The organism is Cellulosimicrobium sp. EB106-03-01-XG111, from assembly GCF_058792115.1.
Genome location: NZ_JBYTEQ010000021.1, coordinates 1 through 20,170, shown reverse-complemented (window position 1 = coordinate 20,170; position 20,170 = coordinate 1). Strand labels below are relative to the sequence as shown.

General features: G+C 74.3%; 16 protein-coding genes. 2 read left to right on the top strand and 14 right to left on the bottom strand.

Features of this window, described 5'->3' with window-relative positions; all coding sequences use genetic code 11:
* Positions 1-124: 124 nt before the first annotated feature.
* Complete coding sequence (locus AC3WT4_RS15935; RefSeq protein WP_400110590.1) at positions 125-922, top strand: hypothetical protein; 798 nt, start codon at positions 125-127, stop codon at positions 920-922.
* 107 nt (positions 923-1,029) lie between these two features.
* Here the strand turns inward: AC3WT4_RS15935 and AC3WT4_RS15930 are convergent, their stop codons facing one another.
* The 9 genes from AC3WT4_RS15930 to AC3WT4_RS15890 form a co-directional block, all read right to left on the bottom strand.
* Positions 1,030-1,338 (bottom strand): DUF1540 domain-containing protein, encoded by a 309-nt coding sequence (locus tag AC3WT4_RS15930; protein ID WP_021482763.1) that lies wholly within the window; start codon positions 1,336-1,338, stop codon positions 1,030-1,032.
* A 161-nt stretch (positions 1,339-1,499) separates the two neighbouring features.
* Entirely contained in the window at positions 1,500-1,901 is a 402-nt protein-coding gene (locus AC3WT4_RS15925) for a heat shock protein transcriptional repressor HspR (protein WP_492315936.1), read from the bottom strand.
* Positions 1,902-2,043: 142 nt separating this feature from the next.
* On the bottom strand, positions 2,044-3,036 hold the full coding sequence (locus tag AC3WT4_RS15920) for a DnaJ C-terminal domain-containing protein (protein WP_108050383.1): 993 nt from the start codon (positions 3,034-3,036) through the stop codon (positions 2,044-2,046).
* 153 nt (positions 3,037-3,189) lie between these two features.
* Positions 3,190-3,852 carry a nucleotide exchange factor GrpE gene (grpE, locus tag AC3WT4_RS15915; protein ID WP_492315900.1) on the bottom strand — a complete coding sequence of 221 codons (663 nt, stop codon included), beginning with the start codon at positions 3,850-3,852 and terminating at the stop codon, positions 3,190-3,192.
* Positions 3,849-5,732: a molecular chaperone DnaK gene (gene dnaK, locus AC3WT4_RS15910; RefSeq protein WP_492315899.1), complete on the bottom strand. Its 1,884-nt coding sequence runs from the start codon at positions 5,730-5,732 to the stop codon at positions 3,849-3,851. Before dnaK ends, grpE begins: the two co-directional genes overlap by 4 nt.
* Positions 5,733-5,889: 157 nt before the next feature.
* A complete protein-coding gene (locus AC3WT4_RS15905) occupies positions 5,890-7,284 on the bottom strand; it encodes an alanine--tRNA ligase-related protein (RefSeq protein ID WP_492315898.1) in 1,395 nt (464 codons plus the stop codon).
* Positions 7,285-7,456: 172 nt separating this feature from the next.
* Positions 7,457-8,410: a cold-shock protein gene (locus AC3WT4_RS15900; protein ID WP_492315897.1), complete on the bottom strand. Its 954-nt coding sequence runs from the start codon at positions 8,408-8,410 to the stop codon at positions 7,457-7,459.
* An 87-nt stretch (positions 8,411-8,497) separates the two neighbouring features.
* Positions 8,498-8,752: a hypothetical protein gene (locus AC3WT4_RS15895; protein WP_074803254.1), complete on the bottom strand. Its 255-nt coding sequence runs from the start codon at positions 8,750-8,752 to the stop codon at positions 8,498-8,500.
* 98 nt (positions 8,753-8,850) lie between these two features.
* Positions 8,851-11,031 carry a hypothetical protein gene (locus AC3WT4_RS15890; RefSeq protein ID WP_492315896.1) on the bottom strand — a complete coding sequence of 727 codons (2,181 nt, stop codon included), beginning with the start codon at positions 11,029-11,031 and terminating at the stop codon, positions 8,851-8,853.
* Positions 11,032-11,224: 193 nt separating this feature from the next.
* On the opposite strand from AC3WT4_RS15890, the gene AC3WT4_RS15885 reads away from it, so the two are divergent.
* A complete protein-coding gene (locus AC3WT4_RS15885; protein WP_492315895.1) occupies positions 11,225-12,481 on the top strand; it encodes an APC family permease in 1,257 nt (418 codons plus the stop codon).
* A 74-nt stretch (positions 12,482-12,555) separates the two neighbouring features.
* On the opposite strand, the gene aspA is transcribed toward AC3WT4_RS15885, so the two are convergent.
* The 5 genes from aspA to AC3WT4_RS15860 all read right to left on the bottom strand — a co-directional run.
* Positions 12,556-14,085 (bottom strand): aspartate ammonia-lyase, encoded by a 1,530-nt coding sequence (aspA, locus tag AC3WT4_RS15880; protein ID WP_492315894.1) that lies wholly within the window; start codon positions 14,083-14,085, stop codon positions 12,556-12,558.
* Positions 14,086-14,133: 48 nt separating this feature from the next.
* Positions 14,134-15,714: a glycoside hydrolase family 43 protein gene (locus tag AC3WT4_RS15875; protein WP_492315893.1), complete on the bottom strand. Its 1,581-nt coding sequence runs from the start codon at positions 15,712-15,714 to the stop codon at positions 14,134-14,136.
* Positions 15,711-18,161 carry a beta-xylosidase/alpha-l-arabinosidase gene (locus AC3WT4_RS15870; protein WP_492315935.1) on the bottom strand — a complete coding sequence of 817 codons (2,451 nt, stop codon included), beginning with the start codon at positions 18,159-18,161 and terminating at the stop codon, positions 15,711-15,713. Before AC3WT4_RS15870 ends, AC3WT4_RS15875 begins: the two co-directional genes overlap by 4 nt.
* A 170-nt stretch (positions 18,162-18,331) precedes the next feature.
* Positions 18,332-19,225, bottom strand: coding sequence for a carbohydrate ABC transporter permease (locus tag AC3WT4_RS15865; RefSeq protein WP_108050373.1), 894 nt, complete (start codon positions 19,223-19,225; stop codon positions 18,332-18,334).
* Positions 19,225-20,170 (bottom strand): carbohydrate ABC transporter permease (locus tag AC3WT4_RS15860; protein ID WP_492315892.1); only part of this gene is annotated, 946 nt, incomplete at its 5' end. The genes AC3WT4_RS15860 and AC3WT4_RS15865, both read right to left, overlap by 1 nt.

Below are 20,170 nucleotides of genomic sequence, written 5' to 3'. Positions count from 1 at the left end.
GACGCCTGTCCATCTCACGGGCAGAGGGATCCCGCCACCGGAACGAAGAGGGCCGCACTTCTGCCGGTTCGCCCCTTTTCACCCGGGACGCGAGGTCCTGGAAACTTCCCGCGGTTCTCGCGTCATGGATCCCGCGCCCGCACGTCTCATCTACATGGACCACCTCCCGGGGTACGCCGTGCCCGCGACCGACGCCGTGCGCGAGCGGTGGCGGCGTGCGAGCGCCGACAGCGTCTGGCTACGGCCGGGCGACTGGTACCACCCTGCCGTCGACGCGCTCGTCGAGGCGTTGTGCGAGGAGCGGGACACGACGCCCGCCGCCGAGCGGCTCGGCCGCGTCCGCGCGGAGGCCGGGGTCGGGATCGGCGAGGCCATCGACGACGTCGTCTGCCTGTACCGCGCGCACGACCGCGAGCCGGTCGTCGACCTCGTCCGCGGCGTCGCGGTCGGCTGGTCCGAGGGATACGAGGCCAACCCCGTGGCGCCCGAGGTCCTGGACCCGGAGTCCGGTCTCGCCACGACCCAGTACCTGGTGCACCGGCTCCGCGAGACGTACGGTGCGGCCGAGCGCGCGGGCCTCGACGCGACCCGGACCCACGGGCTGCTCGTCGTCGACGTCGCGCTCGACGACCTCACGGGGTGGCAACGGTTCGCACGGTCGGCCGCGATGGGCCGCGCGCTCACCCACACGTTCGGCGAGGGCCACCCCATGGCGTCGATCGGCAACGGGCTCTTCGTCGTGCTCGGCGAGCGGGACGCGGACGACGACGTCCTGCGCACCGTGCTCCGCCACAACATCGAGCGCACCGGCCTCGCGCTGGGGGTCACGGCCATCCTGCGCCGGCCGCCGCGCGTCTGGCTCGAACCGCTCCCCCGCACGCACACGGCCGCCGTCCAGCTCCTCGACACGCTCCAGCGCTGACACGACGACGCCCCGTCCCACGCGGGCGAGCACGTGGTCCGGGGCGTCCGGGGGCGTCTGCGGCCGGCAGGTGACCGACCGCCTGCGAGCAAGGCGGCGACCGCGTGTCAGCGCGGCGTGAAGGTGAGGCAGTCGGCCCGGTCCTCGCCGGACGCGCCCGCCCCGACGCGGATCGACGGCGCGGAGCACTCGAGCGAGGCGTTGTGGACGCACTCCGTGCGCTGGCAGGCCCCGACGTGCGCGAGCACCTTCTCCAGCCCGCCCTTGGTGCCCAGCGGGATGAAGGTCGCGCACTCGGCGTCGCCCGTGTGACCGGCGATGGTCACGGCGCCCGCGTGGCACCCGTGGTCGTGGTTGTAGCCGCAGCCGTCGATGGAACACTCGACGACCTGGGGCATCTCCGTGAGGCTGCTCATCGCGATCTCCTGTCTCCGAGGACCCCTCGTGGGTCGGTCTCCGCGTTCCACGATATTCCGGGAATTCCTCGGTGTATAGCAAGGAAGGCCTTGCTCAGAAATACAGGAATGCGCAGCAATTAGGGCACGGCATTCTTGCGGAAATGCCGCGCCGCCGCAGGTCAGTTGTCCGCGCCGTCGTACCGCGGGCGCCAGATGACGAGCGCCCGCGCCTCGCCGTGCTCGACGAGCGTCTCGCGCAGCGCCTCCTCGACCCCACGCCGCACGCTGCGCCCGCGGGGCACCACGACGACGTCGCCGCTCGCCGCGGCGGCGAACACGCGGCCGCCCGGCTCGACGCGCGCCGAGAGCGCCTCGATACGCCGCTCGAGCCGCTCGACCTGGGACTCGAGGGCCAAGATCCGCTGGATGCCGGCGAGGTTGATGCCCTCGTCGTGGCTGAGGCGCTGCACCTCGAGCAGCTTCGCGACGTCGCGCAGCGAGTACCGCCGCCCCCGGCCCGCGGTGCGGCGCGGCACCACGAGGCCGAGGCGGTCGTACTGGCGCAGCGTCTGCGGGTGCATGCCCGCGAGCGCGGCGGCCTGCGAGATGACGAGGACGGGCGCGTCCTGGTCGACGTCGCTCGCGGGAGCGCGTCCGACGCCGCCCGAGTCCCCACCGATCGAGAGATTATGAGTTTCCTGCTGGGGCATCACGCTCGCCCCCTCACTCCGCGGCCTGGCGGACCAGGTCGGCGCGCACGTCCTGGCCGTCGGTCGCGGCGGCGAACGTCTCGACCGCCTCGCGCGCGGCCTTCGAGAGCTTCTGCGGCACCGCGACCTGGACCGTGACGAGCAGGTCGCCGGTCGACCTCGCGGTCTTCACACCCCGGCCCCGGACGCGCAGCGTGCGCCCCGACGGCGTACCGGCCGGGACCTTCACCTTGACGGTCGAGCCGTCGAGCGTCGGCACGGCGATCGTCGCGCCGAGCGCGGCCTCGGGGAACGTCACCGGGACCGTGATCCGCAGGTTGTCGCCGTCGAGCGAGAACACCGGGTGCGGGGTGACGTGCACGGTGACGACGAGGTCGCCGTCGGGCCCCCCCGCCGTGCCCGGGCGGCCCTTGCCACGCAGGCGGATCTTCTGGCCGTCGCGGACGCCCGGCGGGATGCGCGTCGTGACCGTGCGGCCGTCGACGGTGAACGTCACGGTCGAGCCCTCGACCGCCTGCCGGAAGGGCAGGGTCGTGGCCGCCGCGAGGTCCGCGCCGGCGCGGGGCCGGGGGCCGCCGAACTGCTGGCCTGCCCCGCCACCGCCGAACATCGAGCCGAGGATGTCCTCGAAACCGCCCGCGCCCTGGCCGCCGGTCGAGTAGCGGACCCGGGTGCCGCCCGGGCCCCCGCCGCCGAACATGCCGCCGAAGACGTCCTCGAAGCCCGCTCCCCCGGCGCCGCCGGGGCCCGCGGAGAAGCGCGCGCCCCCGCCCGCCATCGCCCGGATCGCGTCGTACTGCTCGCGCTCCTTGGGGTCCGACAGCACGGCGTACGCCTCGCCGATCTCCTTGAACTTCGCCTCGGCGCTCGCGTCACCCTGGTTCTGGTCGGGGTGGTACTTGCGGGCGAGCTTGCGGTAGGCCTTCTTGATCGCGGCGTCGTCGGCGTCCTTGGGGACGCCGAGCGCGGCGTAGAAGTCCTTCTCCATCCAGTCCTGTCCGGTCACGGCGCCTCCCTCCTGTCGGTGGTCGTGGTCCTGGTCCTTCGTTCCATGGCTGCTGCCGGTGGGTCTGCTGCTGGTGATCCTCGCGTGCCCGACGGCGGAGCGCACCTCCGCGCGGGAGGTGCGCCCGCGCCGTCGGGCACGAGGGAGGGGTGGCTACTGCGGGCCGACGACCGAGACGCGCGCGGCGCGCACGACCCGCTCCCCGATCCGGTAGCCGGTCTCGATGACGAGGTTCACCGTGGTGGCGGTGGCCTCGGGGTCGGGCTGGTGCATGAGCGCCTCGTGGACGGTGGGGTCGAACTCGTCCCCCACCGCGCCGTAGCGCTCGATCCCGAACTTCTCGAGCGACGCGTCGAGCTTGTCGGCGATGGCCGCGAACGGCCCCGTCAGCTCGCCGTGCTGCCGCGCGCGGTCGATGTCGTCGAGGACCGGGAGGAGCGCGGTGAGCACGTCCTCGATCCCCTTCGTGCGCGCGGCCTCCTGGTCGCGCAGCGACCGGTTGCGGTAGTTCGTGAAGCTGGCCCGCTCACGCTGGAGCGCGTCGAGGTGCTCGGCGGCCTCGGCCTTCGCGGCGAGGACCGCGGCGTCGACCCCGGCCTCGTCGGACGGCTCGAAGTCGAGGCCCGCGAGCGGGTCCGTCTCCGCGTCGTCGCCCGCGGAGCCGCCGGCCTCGCCCTCGGGGCGGGGCCGACCGCTCTCCGGGTCGACCTTGCGCTTGTCCGTGAACTGGAAGGGCTTGTCGTCGGAGCCCTGGCCGGGCTCCCGCCCGGCCTGCTCCTCGGGGCCCTGCGGGTCGGTCGGTCCGTCGGCCGTCACTTGCGCTCGTCCTCCTCGTCCACGATCTCGGCGTCGACCACGTCCTCGTCCGGGGCGGACGTCGCGCCCGCCGCGGCGGTGGCGTCGTCCTGCGCGGCACCGGGGTTGCCGGCGGCCTGCTCCTGCTCGGCCGAGGCGTAGAGCGCCTGGCCGATCTTCTGCGAGGACGAGACGAGCTTCTCGTGCGCGGTCTTCACGGCGTCGGCGTCCTCGCCCTCGAGCGCGGACTTCACCGACGCGATGTCGGCCTCGACCTCGGTGACGACGTCGGCGGGGAGCTTCTCCTTGTTCTCGGAGACGAGCTTCTCGGTCGAGTAGACGAACGCCTCGGCCTGGTTGCGGGTCTCCGCGTCCTCGCGACGCTTCTTGTCCTCGGCCGCGTGCTCCTCGGCCTCCTTGACCATGCGGTCGATGTCCTCCTTGGGCAGCGCCGAGCCACCCGTGATGGTCATCTTCTGCTCCTTGCCGGTGCCGCGGTCCTTCGCGCCGACGTGGACGATGCCGTTCGCGTCGATGTCGAAGGTGACCTCGATCTGCGGCACGCCGCGCGGGGCCGGCGCGATGCCGGTCAGCTCGAACGTGCCGAGCGGCTTGTTGTCGCGCGCGAACTCGCGCTCGCCCTGGAACACCTGGATGAGCACCGACGGCTGGTTGTCCTCGGCCGTCGAGAAGATCTCGCTGCGCTTGGTCGGGATGGCCGTGTTGCGCTCGATGAGCTTGGTCATCACGCCGCCCTTGGTCTCGATGCCGAGGGACAGGGGGGTGACGTCGATGAGCAGGACGTCCTTGCGGTCACCGGAGATGACGCCGGCCTGCAGGGCCGCGCCGACGGCGACGACCTCGTCCGGGTTGACGCCCTTGTTCGGCTCCTTGCCGCCCGTGAGCTCCTTGACGACGTCGGTCACGGCCGGCATGCGGGTGGAGCCACCCACGAGCACGACGTGGTCGATGTCGGAGACGGAGACGCCCGCGTCGGAGATGACCTTGTGGAACGGGGCCTTCGTCCGGTCGAGGAGGTCCTGCGTCATCTGCTGGAACTGGGCGCGCGTGAGCTTCTCGTCCAGGTGGATGGGGCCGTTCTCGCTCATCGAGAGGTACTGCATCGAGATGGTGGTGCTCGTCGCGGACGAGAGCTCCTTCTTCGCCTGCTCGGCGGCCTCGCGCAGACGCTGGAGCGCGATCTTGTCCTTCGACAGGTCGACGCCCGAGCTGTTCTTCACCTGCTTGATGAGGTGCTCGACGATGCGGTTGTCCCAGTCGTCGCCACCCAGGCGGTTGTCGCCCGAGGTCGCGCGGACCTGGATCGTGGAGAAGTCGTCCTCGTCCTTGCCGACCTCGAGGAGCGAGACGTCGAACGTGCCGCCGCCCAGGTCGAAGACGAGGATGAGCTCGTCCTCCTTGCCCTTCTCCAGGCCGTAGGCGAGCGCGGCCGCGGTGGGCTCGTTGACGATGCGGGTCACGTTGAGGCCCGCGATCTGCCCGGCGTCCTTGGTCGCCTGGCGCTCGGCGTCGTTGAAGTACGCCGGGACGGTGACGACCGCGTCGGTGACGGGCTCGCCCAGGTACTCCTCGGCGTCGCGCTTGAGCTTGCCCAGGATGCGCGCGGAGATCTCCTGCGCGGTGTACTTCTTGTCGTCGATCTCCACCGACCAGTCGGTGCCCATGTGGCGCTTCACCGAGCTGATGGTGCGGTCGACGTTCGTGACCGCCTGGCGCTTGGCGACCTCGCCGACGAGGACCTCGCCGGTCTTGGAGAAGGCGACCACCGACGGCGTCGTGCGCGACCCCTCGGCGTTCGCGATGACCGTGGGCTCTCCGCCCTCGAGGACGGCGACCACCGAGTTGGTGGTGCCGAGGTCGATCCCGACTGCTCGTGCCATGTGTGTGCCTCCGTCGTTCTGGGTGCCCGACGGCGCTGCTGCGCCTCGGCACACCGGGTTGAGTCTGCTTCACTCAAGGTAGATCCGTGGTCGGTGCTCGCGCAACCTCACCCGGCTCAACTTGAGTCCATCAGGCTCAACCTTCACGCGACCCGCACTATTCCCCGCTCGCGGCCGCCCGGGACCGCGCCTGCTGGCGCACCCGCTGCTGCGCGTAGCCCTCCTGCCAGTCGGCGGCGAGAGCCATGTCGCGGCGGCGGACCTCGTCGACCGCCAGCTCGACGGGGAAGCCCCAGGTGTCGGCGAGCACGAACAGGTGGTCGCCCGTGACGGTCGTGCCCCGGAGCCTCTCGAGCTCTCGGAGGCCCCGGTGCACCGTGCGCCGGAAGCGCGACTCCTCGTCCCGGAGCACGCCGCTCAGCTCCTCGCGCTGCTCGACCAGGCCCGGGTAGGCGTCGCGGTACGACTCGGCCACGACGGCGACGAGGTCGTCGACGAACCGGTCCTCCAGGCCGAGCCCGAGCGCGCGCACCACGGCCCGACGCACGAGCCGCCGCAGCACGTACCCGTGGGCCTTGTTGCTCGGCCGCACGCCGTCCGCGGCGAGGAACGTCGCGGCGCGCACGTGGTCCGCGATCACGCGGAACGGGCGCGGGTCGTCCTCGTACGTGCGACCGCTCAGGTCCTCGAGCCGGTCGATCAGGGGGCGCAACAGGCTCACGTCGAACACGTCGGGGGTCGCCGTCGCGGCGGCGGCGATGCGCTCGAGCCCGCCCCCGAAGTCGATGCTCGGCTCGTCGAGGAGGACGAAGCCCTCGCTCGTGCGGCGGTAGCGCATGAACACCTGGTTCCCGATCTCGACGAACCGTCCCCCCTCGCTCGCCGGGTGCGGCTCGCCGGAGGACGGGTCGTGGAGCTCCGGGCCCAGGTCGTAGAAGACCTCCGAGTCCGGCCCGCACGGGTCGCCCACGGGCGTGCCCTCCAGGCCGCCGCCCCGGCTCCACCAGTTCTCCTCGGCGTCGTAGAGGAAGACCCGGCCGCCGCGCATGCCGTCGCGGTCGCCGTCCGCGCGGGACCCGACGTCCACGACCGCCGCCTCGATGCCGTGCTCGGCGAACACCGTCACCCAGGCCTGGGCCGCCGCCTCGTCCCGAGGGATCCCGTGCTCGGACGACCCGCGGAAGCACGTGACGTAGAGGCGCGGGAGGTCGACGCCGACGAGCGCGAGGAAGTCGGCGAACCACCGGACCTGCCGCTCGACGTCGGCCGACCCCAGGCTCCAGTTGCCCAGCATCTCGAAGAACGTCGTGTGCCGTCGGTCGCCGACCTCGTCGATGTCCTGCGACCGCAGGCACGGCTGCGAGTCGACCAGGAGCCGCCCGGCGGCGTGCGGTCGCACGCCGAGCAGGTAGGGCATCAGCGGCTGCATGCCCGCGCCCGTGAACAGGGTCGTCGGGTCCTCCCGCAGCACCAGGGGCGCTCGCTCGATCACGGCGTGCCCCCGGGAGGCGAAGAAGTCGAGGTAGGCCGAGCGGATCTCCTGGGCGTCCATCCGTCGACCCTAGGGACGCGGACCACCGACTTCCAGGGCAATCCCCCGGGACCCGGCGAGGACGACCGCGCCCCGCCGCGGTGGGGCGCACCGGGGCGGGGCGGGCAGGGTGGCGCGGCGGGCGGGACACACCGGGACGAGGTGGCTCGACGGGAGCCGCGCCGCTCCTCGCTCAGATCAGCTCGACACCGTCGGCCTGCGGCCCGCGGTCGCTCTGCCGGATCTTGAACCGGACCCGGTCGCCCTCCTCGAGCTCCTCCCCGCCGCGCACGACGGACACGTGCACGAACAGGTCCTCGCCGCCGGCGTCGGGCGTGATGAAGCCGAAGCCGCGGTCGGCGTCGTACCGCGCGACCGTGCCCTCGCCGCCGCGCACGCGTCCGCCGGACGCCGGACGACCGCGGTCCGAGCCCGGACGGCCGCGGTCCGAGCCCGGTCGGCCGCGGTCCGGCCCCGGGCGCCCGGAGCCGCCCACCAGCTGCACGTTCCGGGCGTTCGGCCCCTTGTCGCCCTCGACGACGTCGTACGTCACGCGCGCGCCCTCGGCGAGCTCGGTGAGCCCGCGGCCCAGGGCGCTGACGTGCACGAACACGTCGTCGCCGCCGCCGTCGGGAGCGACGAAGCCGAAGCCCTTGACGTCGTCGTACCAGGACACGGTGCCGTCGGCGCCGTCCGCCGCGGGCTGCGCGGCCTGCGCGCCGAGCGGCAGCAGGTGGTCCGCCTGCGGGCCCTTCTCGCCCTCGACGACGAGGAACGCCACGCGCTGCCCCTCCGTGACGACGCCGCCCCCGACGATCGCCGAGCTGTGCAGGAAGATCTCGTCGCTGCGCCCGTCGGGCGTGACGAAGCCGTAGCCCTTGGCCGGCTCGTACCAGACGACGGTGCCGAGCACGCCCAGGGACGCGTCGGCGGCGCGGTCGCCCGTCACGCGGACGCGCCGCGCCTGCGGGCCGCGGTCGCCGGTGCCCATCTCGAACTCGACGACCTGCCCCTCGCGGAGCTGCTTCGGGCCGTCGTCACCGACGATCTCGGACGCGTGCACGAACAGGTCCTCGGCCTCGTTCCCGAGGTCGATGAAGCCGAACCCTCGGTCGGCGTCGAACCATCGGACTGTTCCCTGGGGCACCTAGGACTCCTTGCATCGACAGACAGTGCTGCTCCTAGTGTCCCCGACGACGCCGCGCCCCGGCGCCGCGGGACCGCTCGGCAGGCCTCAGCGGCCGGTGCCCGGCGCGCCGGCGCCCGGCTCCGTGCCCGGGTCGTCGACGTCGTCGCCGCTCCAGCTCCGCTCGTCGCCCGGGTCGACGTCGGTGGGGACGGCGGGGTCCTTCGGCAGCGAGTCGTTGGCGAGCGCGGGGAACGCGCCCGCGGTGCCGATGTCCGGCTCGCCCCGGGCCGGTTCCTGCTCGTCCCGCCGGTCCTGCTCGTCGCCGGTGCCCCGGCGGTCCTGCGGCTGCGACGCGGTCATGAGCGGGCCCTCCTGGTCTCCGTCCCGGCCGCCTGGTCGACCGGGCGCACTCCCTCGACCGTACGTCGCCCCGCCGGGCTCACCACCCGGACCGCGGGCTACGGCGCCGCGGCGGGGACGGCGGGCTTCCCCTCGTCCGCCGGGTCGCCCGTCTCGTCGTCCGTCGAGCCGACTCCCGGGTCGTCCGTCGAGCCCGCCCCCGGGTCGGGCACGGTCGGGCTGTCCGGCCCGGCCGCATCCTGCTCGACGGCCGGGTCCTGCTCCACCGCCGGGTCCTGCCCGAGGGCCGGGTCCGCGTCCGGCGCGGCAGGCGCGGCGTCCGCCGCCGCACGACGGCCGCGCACCACGAGCACGACCGCGCCGGCGAGCGCCGCGACGACGAGCAGCACCGCGCCGATCCCCACCCACGGCGCGACGGCGGCGCGCGACGACGCGTCGTCGGCCGCGGCGGCGGCGTCGTCGAGGCGCCCGGCGTCGAGCGCCGCGCGCGCGTCCGCGGTCGAGCCGCCGACGTCCAGCAGGAGGCGGCCGAGGTCGGCGAACGGGCCGCCGCCGGTGCTCGCGGCGACGGCGTCGCCGACCGTCCCGACGACCTCGACGGTGCGCGGCAGCACGGTCGCGAGGGCCGCGTACTCCTCGGCGCTGCGGGCGCCCTCGTACTGCGCGCGGACGGCGGCCGGGTCGGGCAGGCCCGCGTCGTCGGCGGCCTGCTGGACCTGGCCGGCGGTCGCGGCGGCGTCGGGCCCGATCGCCTCCCGCGCCGCGTCGGCGTCCGCGAACGCCCAGTCCGTCATCGCGGTGCGCAGCCCCGCGGGCGGGAGCCACGCGCCGTCGGCCGCGTCGAGGGCGACGTAGGCCTCGCGGGCCGGGCCCCGCGCGTCGAGCAGGGCGGTCTCCTCGGCGTCGGCGACCCAGGTGCGGTACGCCGCCTGGGCGTCGGGGACCTCGCCGCGCACCTCGACGAGGTCGAGGAAGCGACGACCGTCGGTGAGGCCGGGGCGCCCGGGCTCGCCGGGGGCGTCGTACGCGCTCTCCCCCGCGTACGCGGCGGCGACGAGCGTCCCGAGCGCCTCGTCGTCGAGCCCGCCGACGAGCGCGGACACGGCCGTCCACGCCGCGGCGTACGCGTACTCCTCGGTGGCGTCGGCGCCGTCCTGCACGTCGACGTCCGCCCAGGCGACGAGCGGGAGCGCGTCCGCCGCGTCGCGCGCGGGAGCCGGGAACGTCTCGGTCGGGCCGCCGGTCTGCGCGGCGACGCGCTCCCCCACGACCTCGGCCAGACCCTCGGACACCCACCGGTCCACGAACCGGTCCCCGGCGAGCCACGCGTGCGAGAGCTCGTGGAAGAGCAGCCCGGCGTCGAGGTCCTCGGGGATGACGATCTCGCCGGAGCCGCGGTCGAACCACGCGTACCCCAGCACCTCGGGCGACACGTCCTCGCGGATGCGCTCGAGGTTCCCCGGCCAGGGCATCCCGACCACACGCTCGAGCGTGGGCAGCCCGGCGGCGACCTGCTCCGCGACGAAGGCGCTCCACTCGGCGTCGCCCGGGAAGCTCTCGAGCACGAGCTCCGTCCCCGCCGCGTCGACCGTCGTCGTGTCCACCTGCGCCGGGTCCCGGAGGGAGACGAACGACCACGTGCCGAGGTCGTCGGTGCTCTCCGTCGCGCGGTGCGTCCGCGTCGTGCCCTCGAGGATCGGGGTGAACCCGTCCCACGTGCTGTCGAAGTCCATGGAGGTCGGGGTGACGATCTCGACGGTGACCTGGCCCGGGTCCCCGGGCGCGCCGACGGCGAACGTCGCGTACCCCGGCCCGACGCGCGTGTACCCCTCCGAGCGGATCGGCTCCCCCGGGATCGTGTAGGCCCACTCCACGGTCCGCTCGCGGCCGTAGTTGAGCGGTGAGAACGAGACCCGCGCGGCGCTCGTGGCCGGGTCCTCGGTCGGCTCGAGCGTCACGGGGAGCGTGGCGCCGCCGCTCGTCGCGGTGACGTCCGTCGCGCCCGCCGGCACGGGGATGCCGTACGCGTCCCAGTAGTAGTAGTACTGGCCGCTGTCGGGCTGCTCGTTGCGCAGCGTCGTCGTCACCCGGACCCGGACCGGGCCGGTGCCGTCCACCTCGTAGCGCGTGTGCGACGTCTCGGACAGCCCGTCGGCCGGGTCCGCGCTCGCGACCGCCGGCACCCCCACCACGACCGCGCCCGCGAGCACGCCGACGAGCACGGCGCACGACGCCGTCCGCCCCGCACGCCGCCCGTCGCCGGACCCTCCTGAGACCACCCCTGCACCGCCGTCCTCGCCGAAGCGCACAGCCCGTCGCCCCCCGCTCGTCGGGACCGGTCGACGACGACCGGGACGGGGCACCGGCGGGAACTGTACCGGCTCCCGGGGACGCTCCGGGCCACGCCCCGGGCCGGTGCCGAGGGCCGCCGTCGGACACCTCGTGGACACCTGGTCCTGGCACGCTGTGCAGGTGACCACCGCTCCCGGCCAGCCGTCGCTCGCCCGCCGTCTCGGCACGACGGACGCCGTCGTCGTCGGGCTCGCGTCCATGGTCGGCGCGGGCGTGTTCTCGGCGTTCGCCCCGGCGGCGGCCGCGGCGGGGACGGGCCTGCTCGTCGGGCTCACCCTGGCCGCCGGCGTGGCATACGCGAACGCGACGTCGTCGGCCCAGCTCGCCGCGCAGCACCCGACGTCCGGCGGCACGTACGTGTACGGGCGCGAGCACCTCGGCCCCTGGTGGGGCTACGTCGCGGGGTGGGGCTTCGTCGTCGGGAAGACGGCGAGCTGCGCGGCCATGGCGCTCGTCCTCGCCGCGTACGCCGCGCCGCCCGGGTGGGAGCGTCCCGTGGCCGTCGCGGCGGTCGTCGTGCTCACCGCGGTCGGGTACCGCGGCGTGACGCGCACGGCCCGCCTCGCGCGCGGGATCGTCGCGGTCGCGCTGCTCGCGATCGCGGCCGCGGTCGTCGCGAGCCTCGCGGGGACGACGCCGCGGTGGTCCGCCGTCCTCGACCCCGACGGCGCGCACGGCGGCTGGTACGGCGTCCTCCAGGCCGCCGGGCTGCTGTTCTTCGCGTTCGCCGGGTACGCGCGCGTCGCGACGCTCGGCGAGGAGGTGCGCGACCCGCGCCGCACCATCCCGCGCGCGGTCCTCGCGTCGCTCGGGACGGTCGTCGTGCTCTACGCCGTCGTGGCGGTCACGCTCCTCGCCGTGCTCGGGCCCGCCCGGCTCGCCGCGTCCGCCGCGCCGCTCGCCGACGCCGTCGCCGCCGGGTCGTGGTCGTGGGCGGGACCGGTCGTGAGCGTCGGCGCGGTCGCCGCGAGCGCCGGCGCGCTCCTCGCCCTCCTGGCCGGGGTGAGCCGCACGGGGCTCGCGATGGCCCGTACCGGCGACCTGCCGGGGTGGTTCGCCGCGGTGCACCCCGTGCACCGGGTGCCGCACCGTGCTGAGCTCGCGGTCGGGGCGGTGGTCGTGCTGCTCGTGCTCACGACGGACCTGCGCGGCGCGATCGGGTTCTCGTCGTTCGGGGTGCTCGTCTACTACCTCGTCGCGAACCTCTCGGCGCTGCGCCAGACCGCGCCGCACCGCCTCTACCCGCGCGCGCTCCCGGTGCTCGGCGCGGTCGGGTGCGTCGCGCTGGTCGTCACGCTCCCCGTCCCGAGCGTGGTCGCGGGGGTCGTGGTGCTCGCGGTCGGCGTCGTCCTCCGAGCCGTGCGCGTCCGGTCCTAGCCGCGAGGTCGGCCCGCGCGGCCGAGATCGACCGTCGGGGGTTCGACGGGGCGACGGGCGGGCCGACCTCGGCCTCAGGACCCGGGCTCGGGCTCCGGGGGCGCGCCGGTGGCGTCGTCGGACTCGACGACGCGTGACGACTCGCCCTCCTCGCCCGCGGGCGGCAGGCCGCGCTCGTCGGGCTCGTAGTAGCGGCCGCTGTAGCGGGGGCGCAGGAAGTTCTCCGTGGTCAGCACGGCGTCGACCTGCTCCGGCGTGAGCAGGCCGCGCGCGACCACGACGTCGCGCACCGAGGCCCCGGTCCGGGCGGCCTCCGCGCCCACGAGGTCGCCGTTGCGGTGGCCGATGATCTCGTTGAGGTAGGTGACGATGCCGATGGAGTCGAGCACGTGCCGGCGGCAGACCTCGACGTTCGCCGTGATGCCCGTGACGCACTTGGTGCGCAGCGCGACGCACGCGTTGGTCAGCAGGTGCAGCGACTCGAACATCGACTGCGCGAGCCCGGGCTCCATGACGTTGAGCTGGAGCTGCCCGGCCTCGGCGGCGTGCGTGATCGTCACGTCGTTGCCCATGACCTTGAAGCAGACCTGGTTGACGACCTCGGGGATGACCGGGTTCACCTTGGCGGGCATGATCGACGACCCGGCCTGGAGCTCGGGCAGGTTGATCTCGCCGAGGCCCGCGCGCGGCCCCGACGACAGCAGGCGCAGGTCGTTGCAGATCTTCGACAGCTTGGCCGCGAGCCGCTTGAGCGCGGAGTGGACGGCGAGGTAGGCGCCGTTGTCGTAGGTCGCCTCGACGAGGTTCTCGGCCGGGACGGTGTGCAGGCCGCTCACCTCGGCGAGCCGGCGCGTCGCGACCTTCGGGTAGCCGGGCGGGGTGTTGAGCCCGGTGCCGATCGCGGTCGCGCCGAGGTTGACCTCGAGCAGCAGCTCGCCCGCGACCTCGAGCCGGCGGATCTCCTCCCCGACGTTCACGGCGAACCCGGCGAACTCCTGGCCGAGGCTCATGGGGACCGCGTCCTGAAGCTGGGTGCGGCCCATCTTCAGGACGTCGGCGAACTCCGACGCCTTCTCGTCGAACGCGCGCTCGAGCCGCCGCACCTCGTGCTGGAGCCGCACGACGAGCTCGTGGACCGCGAGCCGGAACCCCGTGGGATAGGCGTCGTTCGTCGACTGCGAGCGGTTGACGTGGTCGTTCGGGTTGATGACGTCGTAGCGGCCCTTGTCGAACCCGGTGAGCTCGAGCGCGAGGTTGGCGACGACCTCGTTGGTGTTCATGTTGACGCTCGTCCCGGCGCCGCCCTGGAACACGTCGACCGGGAACTGGTCGAGGCACCGCCCGTCGCGCAGGATCGCGTCGCACGCGGCGACGATCGCGTCGGCGACGTCGCGCTGGATGGTGCGCAGCTCACGGTTCGCGAGCGCCGACGCCTTCTTGACCATCACCATGCCGCGCACCATCTCGGGGACGTCGCTCACCGTCGTCCCCGAGATGCGGAAGTTCTCCATGGCGCGGACCGTGTGGACGCCGTAGTAGGCGTCCGCCGGGACCTCCTTCGGTCCCAGCAGGTCCACCTCGGTGCGTGTCCGTTCGCTCGACATGCCCCGACCGTAGCCCGGCCGCACGCTCCCGCACGCCCGGGCGGCGCGTCAGCCCGCCGGCTCGTGCACGAACCGCTCGACGCGCACGACGGACGCGCTCGGGCGGCCCTCGCTCGTCGCGTGCACGCCGAACCAGAGCCCGAGGAACCCGCCCGCGGCGGCGCTGTCGAGCGTGCGCCCGTCGACCGTCGCGACGTCCACGACCGGCCCGCCCGCCGTCCCGGCGACGAGCCCGTAGTCCTGCCCGCGCACGCGCAGCCCGACGACGACCGGCTCCCCGGGGGCGGCGGTCACCGTCGTCTCCCCGACCACCGCGTCCGTGCCGCCGCGCCGGTGCACGGTGACGACGCGCCGCTCGTCCCCCGGGCCGCCGTCGACGAGGAGCCGCACGTGGTCGTCCTCGGACTGCCGCACGACGACGCCCGCGCGCTCCCCCGCCACGGCCGGGGCCTGCAGGGTGACCGTCACGTCGACGTCGCGGTGCTGCTGGCGCACGCCGAGGAACGCGGGCGCGCCCGGCTCGGCGAGCGTCGTCGGGCGCACCGGGAGGTCCCAGCCCTCGCCCGCCGGGGTCGCGACGTCGCGCGGCAGGGCGCGCACCGCCGTCCAGCGCGGGTCGTCGGGGCGGACGACGCCGCTCGCCCCGCCCTGGACCTCCGTCCGGGGCGCGGGGCTCGCGAACGGGACCTCGACGGCGTCGGGCACGCGGCCCTCTCCGGGCGCGAGGACGGGCCAGCCGTCCTCCCACACGACCGGGACGAGGAACGTCTCGCGGCCGAGCGGGTAGTGGTAGCCGCCGTAGACGCGCATCGCGAGCAGCACGGCCCACCACGAGCCGTCGGGCGCCTCGACGAGGTCCGCGTGGCCCACGCCGACGACGTCCACCCCCCGCCCGAGGTGGCGGTGCGTGAGCACGGGGTTGGCCTTGTTGCCCTCGTACGGCCCCGTGACCGACGACGCGCGCGCGACGGACACCGCGTGGTGGAAGTCCGTCCCGCCCTCGGCCGCGAGCAGGTAGTACGTGCCGTCGACCTTGTACAGGTGCGGGCCCTCGGCCCACACGGCACCACGCACGGCCCCCGTCCACACCACGTGCTCGGGGCCCACGAGCGTGCACGTCGCGGGGTCGAGCTCGCGCACCCACACCTCGGTCTGGTGGAACCACTCCGGCTCGGGCGCGAGGCGCGTGCCGTGCAGCCAGACGCGGCCGTCGTCGTCGAAGAAGATCGACGGGTCGATCCCCGCGACCCGCTCGCCGTCCTCGTCGCGCAGCCACACCGGGTCGGACCACGGCCCGGCCGGGTCGGTCGCGGTCATGACGAAGTTGCCGCCGCGGGTGTCGTCGTCCGGGTCCACGAGCGTGCACACGAGCCAGAACGTGCCGTCGTGGTGCCGCAGCGTCGGGGCGAACAGGCCGCCCGACGACCGGATGCCGTCGTAGTCGAGCTGCCCCGACCGGTCGACGACGTCCCCGACGTGCTCCCACGTCGCGAGGTCGCGGCTGCGCAGCACCGGCAGGCCGGGCAGGTACTCGAACGTCGAGGTGACGAGGTAGAAGTCGTCGCCGACGCGGCAGACCGACGGGTCGGGGTTGCACCCGGGCAGCACCGGGTTCTGGACGAGCGTCATGCGCGCTCCCCCGCCTCGACGCGTGCGGACACCTCGACGGCGACGAGCCGCTCGTCCGCGGCGGTGACCTCGTGCACGGGGCCCGTGACGGCGAGCGTCGCGCGCGCGGTCGCGGCGCCCGGCACCACGTGCCGCGCGGCCGGCGCGGACTCGTTGACGATCGCGCCGCCGGTCGTCGACCCGAGGTCGCCCGCTCCGGGGGCGGAGTCGACGGCCGCCGCGTGCGCGCCGACCCAGACCTCGACGTCGCCCGGCTCGACCACGCGCACGAGGCGGCGGTCGGAGAACGCGAGGCGCGTCGTCGGGACGCGGAACGTCACGCGGCGCGACTCGCCCGCCGCGAGGTCGACGCGCGCGTAGCCGAGGAGCTGCGCGACGGGCCGCGGCACCGAGCCGACGACGTCGCGCGCGTAGAGCTGCACGACGTCCGTCCCTGCCACCGCGCCCGTGTTGGTCACGGTGACCGCGGCGCGGAACGTCCCGCCCGCCGCCACGGCCGCGTCGACCTCGAGGTCCGCGTACGCGAACTGCGTGTACGACAGCCCGAACCCGAACGGCCGCACCGGCGTCGGGTCGGTGGACGTCACGTCGGACGGCCCGCCGAGCACCGGGTGGAGGTAGGAGTACGGCTGCGCGCCGCCCGCGCGGGGCAGCGACACGGGCAGGCGGCCCGACGGGTTCACCGCGCCGACGAGCACGTCCGCCACGGCGCGCCCGCCCTCCTCGCCGGGGAAGAAGCCCTGCACGACGGCGGCCGGCACGCCGCCGCGCGACGACGCCGCGTCGAGGGCCCAGCCGATCGCGTAGGGGCGGCCGGTGAGCAGCACGAGCACGACCGGCGTGCCGGTCGCGACGACCTCCTCGACGAGCCGCCGCTGCACGCCCGGCAGCTCGAGCGACTCGACGTCGTTGCCCTCGCCGACGGTGCCGCGCCCGAACAGCCCGGCCTCGTCCCCCACGACGACGACCGCGACGTCCGCGTCCCGCGCGGCGTCGACCGCGGCCGGGATCTCCGTGACGTCGTCGCCCTCGACCGCGCACCCGCGCACGTACGTGACGTCGGCGCCCGCCCCGGCGAGCGCGTCGCGCAGCGACTCGAGCACCGTCGGCAGCTCGATGCCCGCCGGGGTGCCCGGGTGGTGCGCGAGCACGTGGTTGACGAACGAGTAGCAGCCCATGAGCGCCTCGGCCGAGTCGGCGTCCGGCCCGACGACGGCGACGCGCCGCGGGGCGGCCGGCGCGCCGTCGGCCCCGGGTCGCACGAGCGGGAGCACGCCGTCGTTCGCGAGCAGCACGAGCGACTCCTGCGCGAGGCGGCGCGCGGTCGCGCGCTGGCGCGGGGTGTCGAGGTCGACGGCGGTCGGCGGCTCGTCGGCGTAGGCGCCGGGGTCGAGCAGGCCGAGCTCCTCCTTCTGGGTGAGCAGGCGCAGCACGGCGCGGTCGACCCACGCCTCGTCGAGCGCCCCCGACCGCACGCGCTCCGCGAGCGGCGCGAGGTACGCGTCGCCCGTCGGCAGCTCGACGTCCAGGCCCGCCCGGAGCGCCTGCGCCGCCGCCTCGCCGCGGTCGGCCGCGACGCGGTGCATCACCTCGAGGAACGCGACGCCGAAGTAGTCGGCGACGACGACGCCGTCGAACCCCCAGCGCTCGCGCAGCACCTCGGTGAGGTGCTCGGTGCTCGCGTGCAGCGGGACGCCGTCGACGTCGACGTACGACGCCATGACGGACCGGGCGCCGCCGTCGCGCACCGCCATCTCGAACGGCGGGAGGTAGACGTCGGCGAGCTCGCGCGGGCCCGCGCTCACGGGTGCGTGGTTGCGTCCCGCGCGGGAGCCCGAGTACCCGACGAAGTGCTTCAGCGTCGCGTGCACGCCCGCGTCCTGGAGACCGCGCACGTACGCCGTGCCGACCGTGCCGACGAGGTACGGGTCCTCGCCGACGCACTCGTCGACGCGCCCCCAGCGCGGGTCGCGCACGACGTCGAGCACGGGCGCGAGGCCCTGGTGGACGCCGAGCGTGCGCATCGACTCCCCGACCTCGCGCGCCATCTCCTCGACGAGGTCCGGGTCGAACGACGCGCCCCACGCGAGCGGCGTCGGGTACGTCGCGGCCTGCCACGCGGCGAGGCCCGTGAGGCACTCCTCGTGCACGATCGCCGGGATCCCCAGCCGTGTCTCGGTCCGCAGCCGCCGCTGCTCCGCCCACAGCCACGCCGCGCGCTCCGCCGGGTCGACGGGGCGCGTGCCGTACACGCGCGTGTAGTGCCCGATCCCGTGCCGCGTGATCTCCGCGAGCCGGCCGCCGTCGGCCTGGCCGGCCGTCATCTCCGACTGCATCGGGGCGACGGTGCCGTTCTGGTCGAGCCAGTAGCCGACGAGCTGCGCGAGCTTCTCGTCGAGCGTCATGCGCGCGTGGAGGGCGCGCACGCGCTCGGAGACGGTGGGCATCTGCGGGGGTGCGGGGCGCGGGGTCGGCGCGGGGTCGGCGCCCGGGGTCGGGCTGCCGAGGGGTGCCGTCGGGACGGCAGGGACGACGTCGGTCACGGGACCGTTCTCCTTCGGTGGTGGCCCCGTCCCGCGCACGGCGCGGGACGGGGCAGGGTGCGGACGGGCGCGGGTCAGCCCTTCACGGCGCCGGTGAGGCCGCCGACGATGCGCCGCTCGAACAGCGAGAAGAAGACGAGCGCGGGGATCATCGACAGGGACGTGAAGGCGAGCACGCGGGCGGTGTCCACGGAGTACTGCGACGCGAACGCCTGCACGCCCAGCGGGAGCGTGTACGACGTCTCGTCGTTGAGGATGAAGAGCGGGAGCATGTAGCTGTTCCAGCTCGCGACGAACGCGAGGATCCCGACGGTGATGACGCCCGGCAGGGACAGCGGTACGACCATCCGGAAGAAGAAGCCGAGGCGGCTCGCGCCGTCGATCGACGCGGCCTCCTCGATCTCGCGCGGGATGGCGCGCAGGAACGGCACGAGGATGATGACGGTCGTCGGGAGGGCGAACGCGATCTGCGGGAGCACGAGGCCGCCCACGGAGTTCATCAGCCCGAGCGAGCGGATCATGATGTAGAGCGGCGTGATCGCGACCGTCATGGGGAACATCAGGCCCGCCGCGAACAGCGCGTAGAGCGCCCCGCGCCCCACGAACGAGTAGCGCGCGATGACGTAGCTCGCCATGAGGCCGAGCACCACGACGCCGAGCGTCGTGAGGAGCGCCGCGACGAGCGAGTTCCCGAGCTGCTGCCAGAACAGCGAGCTCGACAGGACCTCGACGTAGTTGACGACCTGCCACGGGTCGGGCAGGCCCGACGGGTCGGCCGTGATCTGCGCGTTGGTGCGGAACCCGCCGACGACGATGTACGCGATCGGCGCGAGGCACACACCCACGAGCAGCCACGCGACCACGTAGGTCAGCGGGCCGCCCCGGCCGATGCCGGAGCCGCGCGGCTCCTTCGGGGTCTTGACGCCGGCGGCACGCTCGGGCGCGGGTGCGGCGGTGACGGTGGCCATCACTTCTTCCCTTCCGTGATCGCGCCCTCGGTGTCACGGCGCAGGACGTACCGCTGGTACACGAGCGCCACGGCGAGGGAGATGAGGAACAGGACGACCGCGACCGCGCTGCCGAACCCGTAGTTCCCCGCGTTGCGGCCGTTCGCGACCATGTAGGTCGCCATGGTCGACGTGCCCGCCGTCGAGGCCACGTACTGGCCCCAGATGATGTAGACGAGGTCGAACAGCTGGAGCGAGCCGATGATCGACAGGAACGCCCAGATGCGGACCGTCGGGCCCAGCAGCGGGAGCGTGACGTAGCGCTGCGCCTTCCAGTACGACGCGCCGTCGATCGCGGCGGCCTCGCCCAGCTCGTCGGGGATGCCCTGGAGGCCCGCGAGGAAGAGGATCACGGCGAAGCCGATGTACTTCCACGTGATGATGAGCAGCAGGGTCCAGATCGCGACGTCGGGGTCGGCGAGCCAGTCGACCGAGAGGAACCCGAGGCCGATCTTCTCCAGCAGGTCGTTCACGGCGCCGGTCGTCGAGAGCATGAGGCTGAACCCCGTGCCGACGATCACCTCGGACACCACGTACGGCACGAACACCAGCACGCGGACCACCGAGCGGCCGCGCATGCGCCGGTTGAGCATGAGCGCGACGACCACCGCGACCGGGCCCTGGAGCACGAGCGACATGAGCACGATGAACCCGTTGTGCCGCAGCGCCGCGAGGAACTCGGGGTCCCGGAAGATCGTGAGGTAGTTCTCGAACCCCACGAAGTCCGTCGGCGGGCCGAAGCCCTTCCACTTGAAGAACCCGTAGTACGCCGCCATCAGCACGGGCACGATGACGAACGTGAGGAAGACGACGAGCGCCGGCCCGGCGAGCACCGCGATCTCGGCTCGCTGGCCCCAGCGGCCGCGGCGCGGGCGGCGGGCCCGGGGGGGGGGGGGGGGGGGGGGG

Bases quoted from the DNA above. Each gene is read 5' to 3' on its own strand.
- AC3WT4_RS15935 (WP_400110590.1), top strand. From the start codon at position 125: ATGGATCCCGCGCCCGCACGTCTCATCTACATGGACCACCTCCCGGGG.
- AC3WT4_RS15930 (WP_021482763.1), bottom strand. From the start codon at position 1,338: ATGAGCAGCCTCACGGAGATGCCCCAGGTCGTCGAGTGTTCCATCGAC.
- AC3WT4_RS15925 (WP_492315936.1), bottom strand. From the start codon at position 1,901: ATGCACCCGCAGACGCTGCGCCAGTACGACCGCCTCGGCCTCGTGGTG.
- dnaK (WP_492315899.1), bottom strand. From the start codon at position 5,732: ATGGCACGAGCAGTCGGGATCGACCTCGGCACCACCAACTCGGTGGTC.
- AC3WT4_RS15905 (WP_492315898.1), bottom strand. From the start codon at position 7,284: ATGGACGCCCAGGAGATCCGCTCGGCCTACCTCGACTTCTTCGCCTCC.
- AC3WT4_RS15895 (WP_074803254.1), bottom strand. From the start codon at position 8,752: ATGACCGCGTCGCAGCCGCAGGACCGCCGGGGCACCGGCGACGAGCAG.
- aspA (WP_492315894.1), bottom strand. From the start codon at position 14,085: ATGTCGAGCGAACGGACACGCACCGAGGTGGACCTGCTGGGACCGAAG.
- AC3WT4_RS15875 (WP_492315893.1), bottom strand. From the start codon at position 15,714: ATGACGCTCGTCCAGAACCCGGTGCTGCCCGGGTGCAACCCCGACCCG.
- AC3WT4_RS15870 (WP_492315935.1), bottom strand. From the start codon at position 18,161: ATGCCCACCGTCTCCGAGCGCGTGCGCGCCCTCCACGCGCGCATGACG.
- AC3WT4_RS15865 (WP_108050373.1), bottom strand. From the start codon at position 19,225: ATGGCCACCGTCACCGCCGCACCCGCGCCCGAGCGTGCCGCCGGCGTC.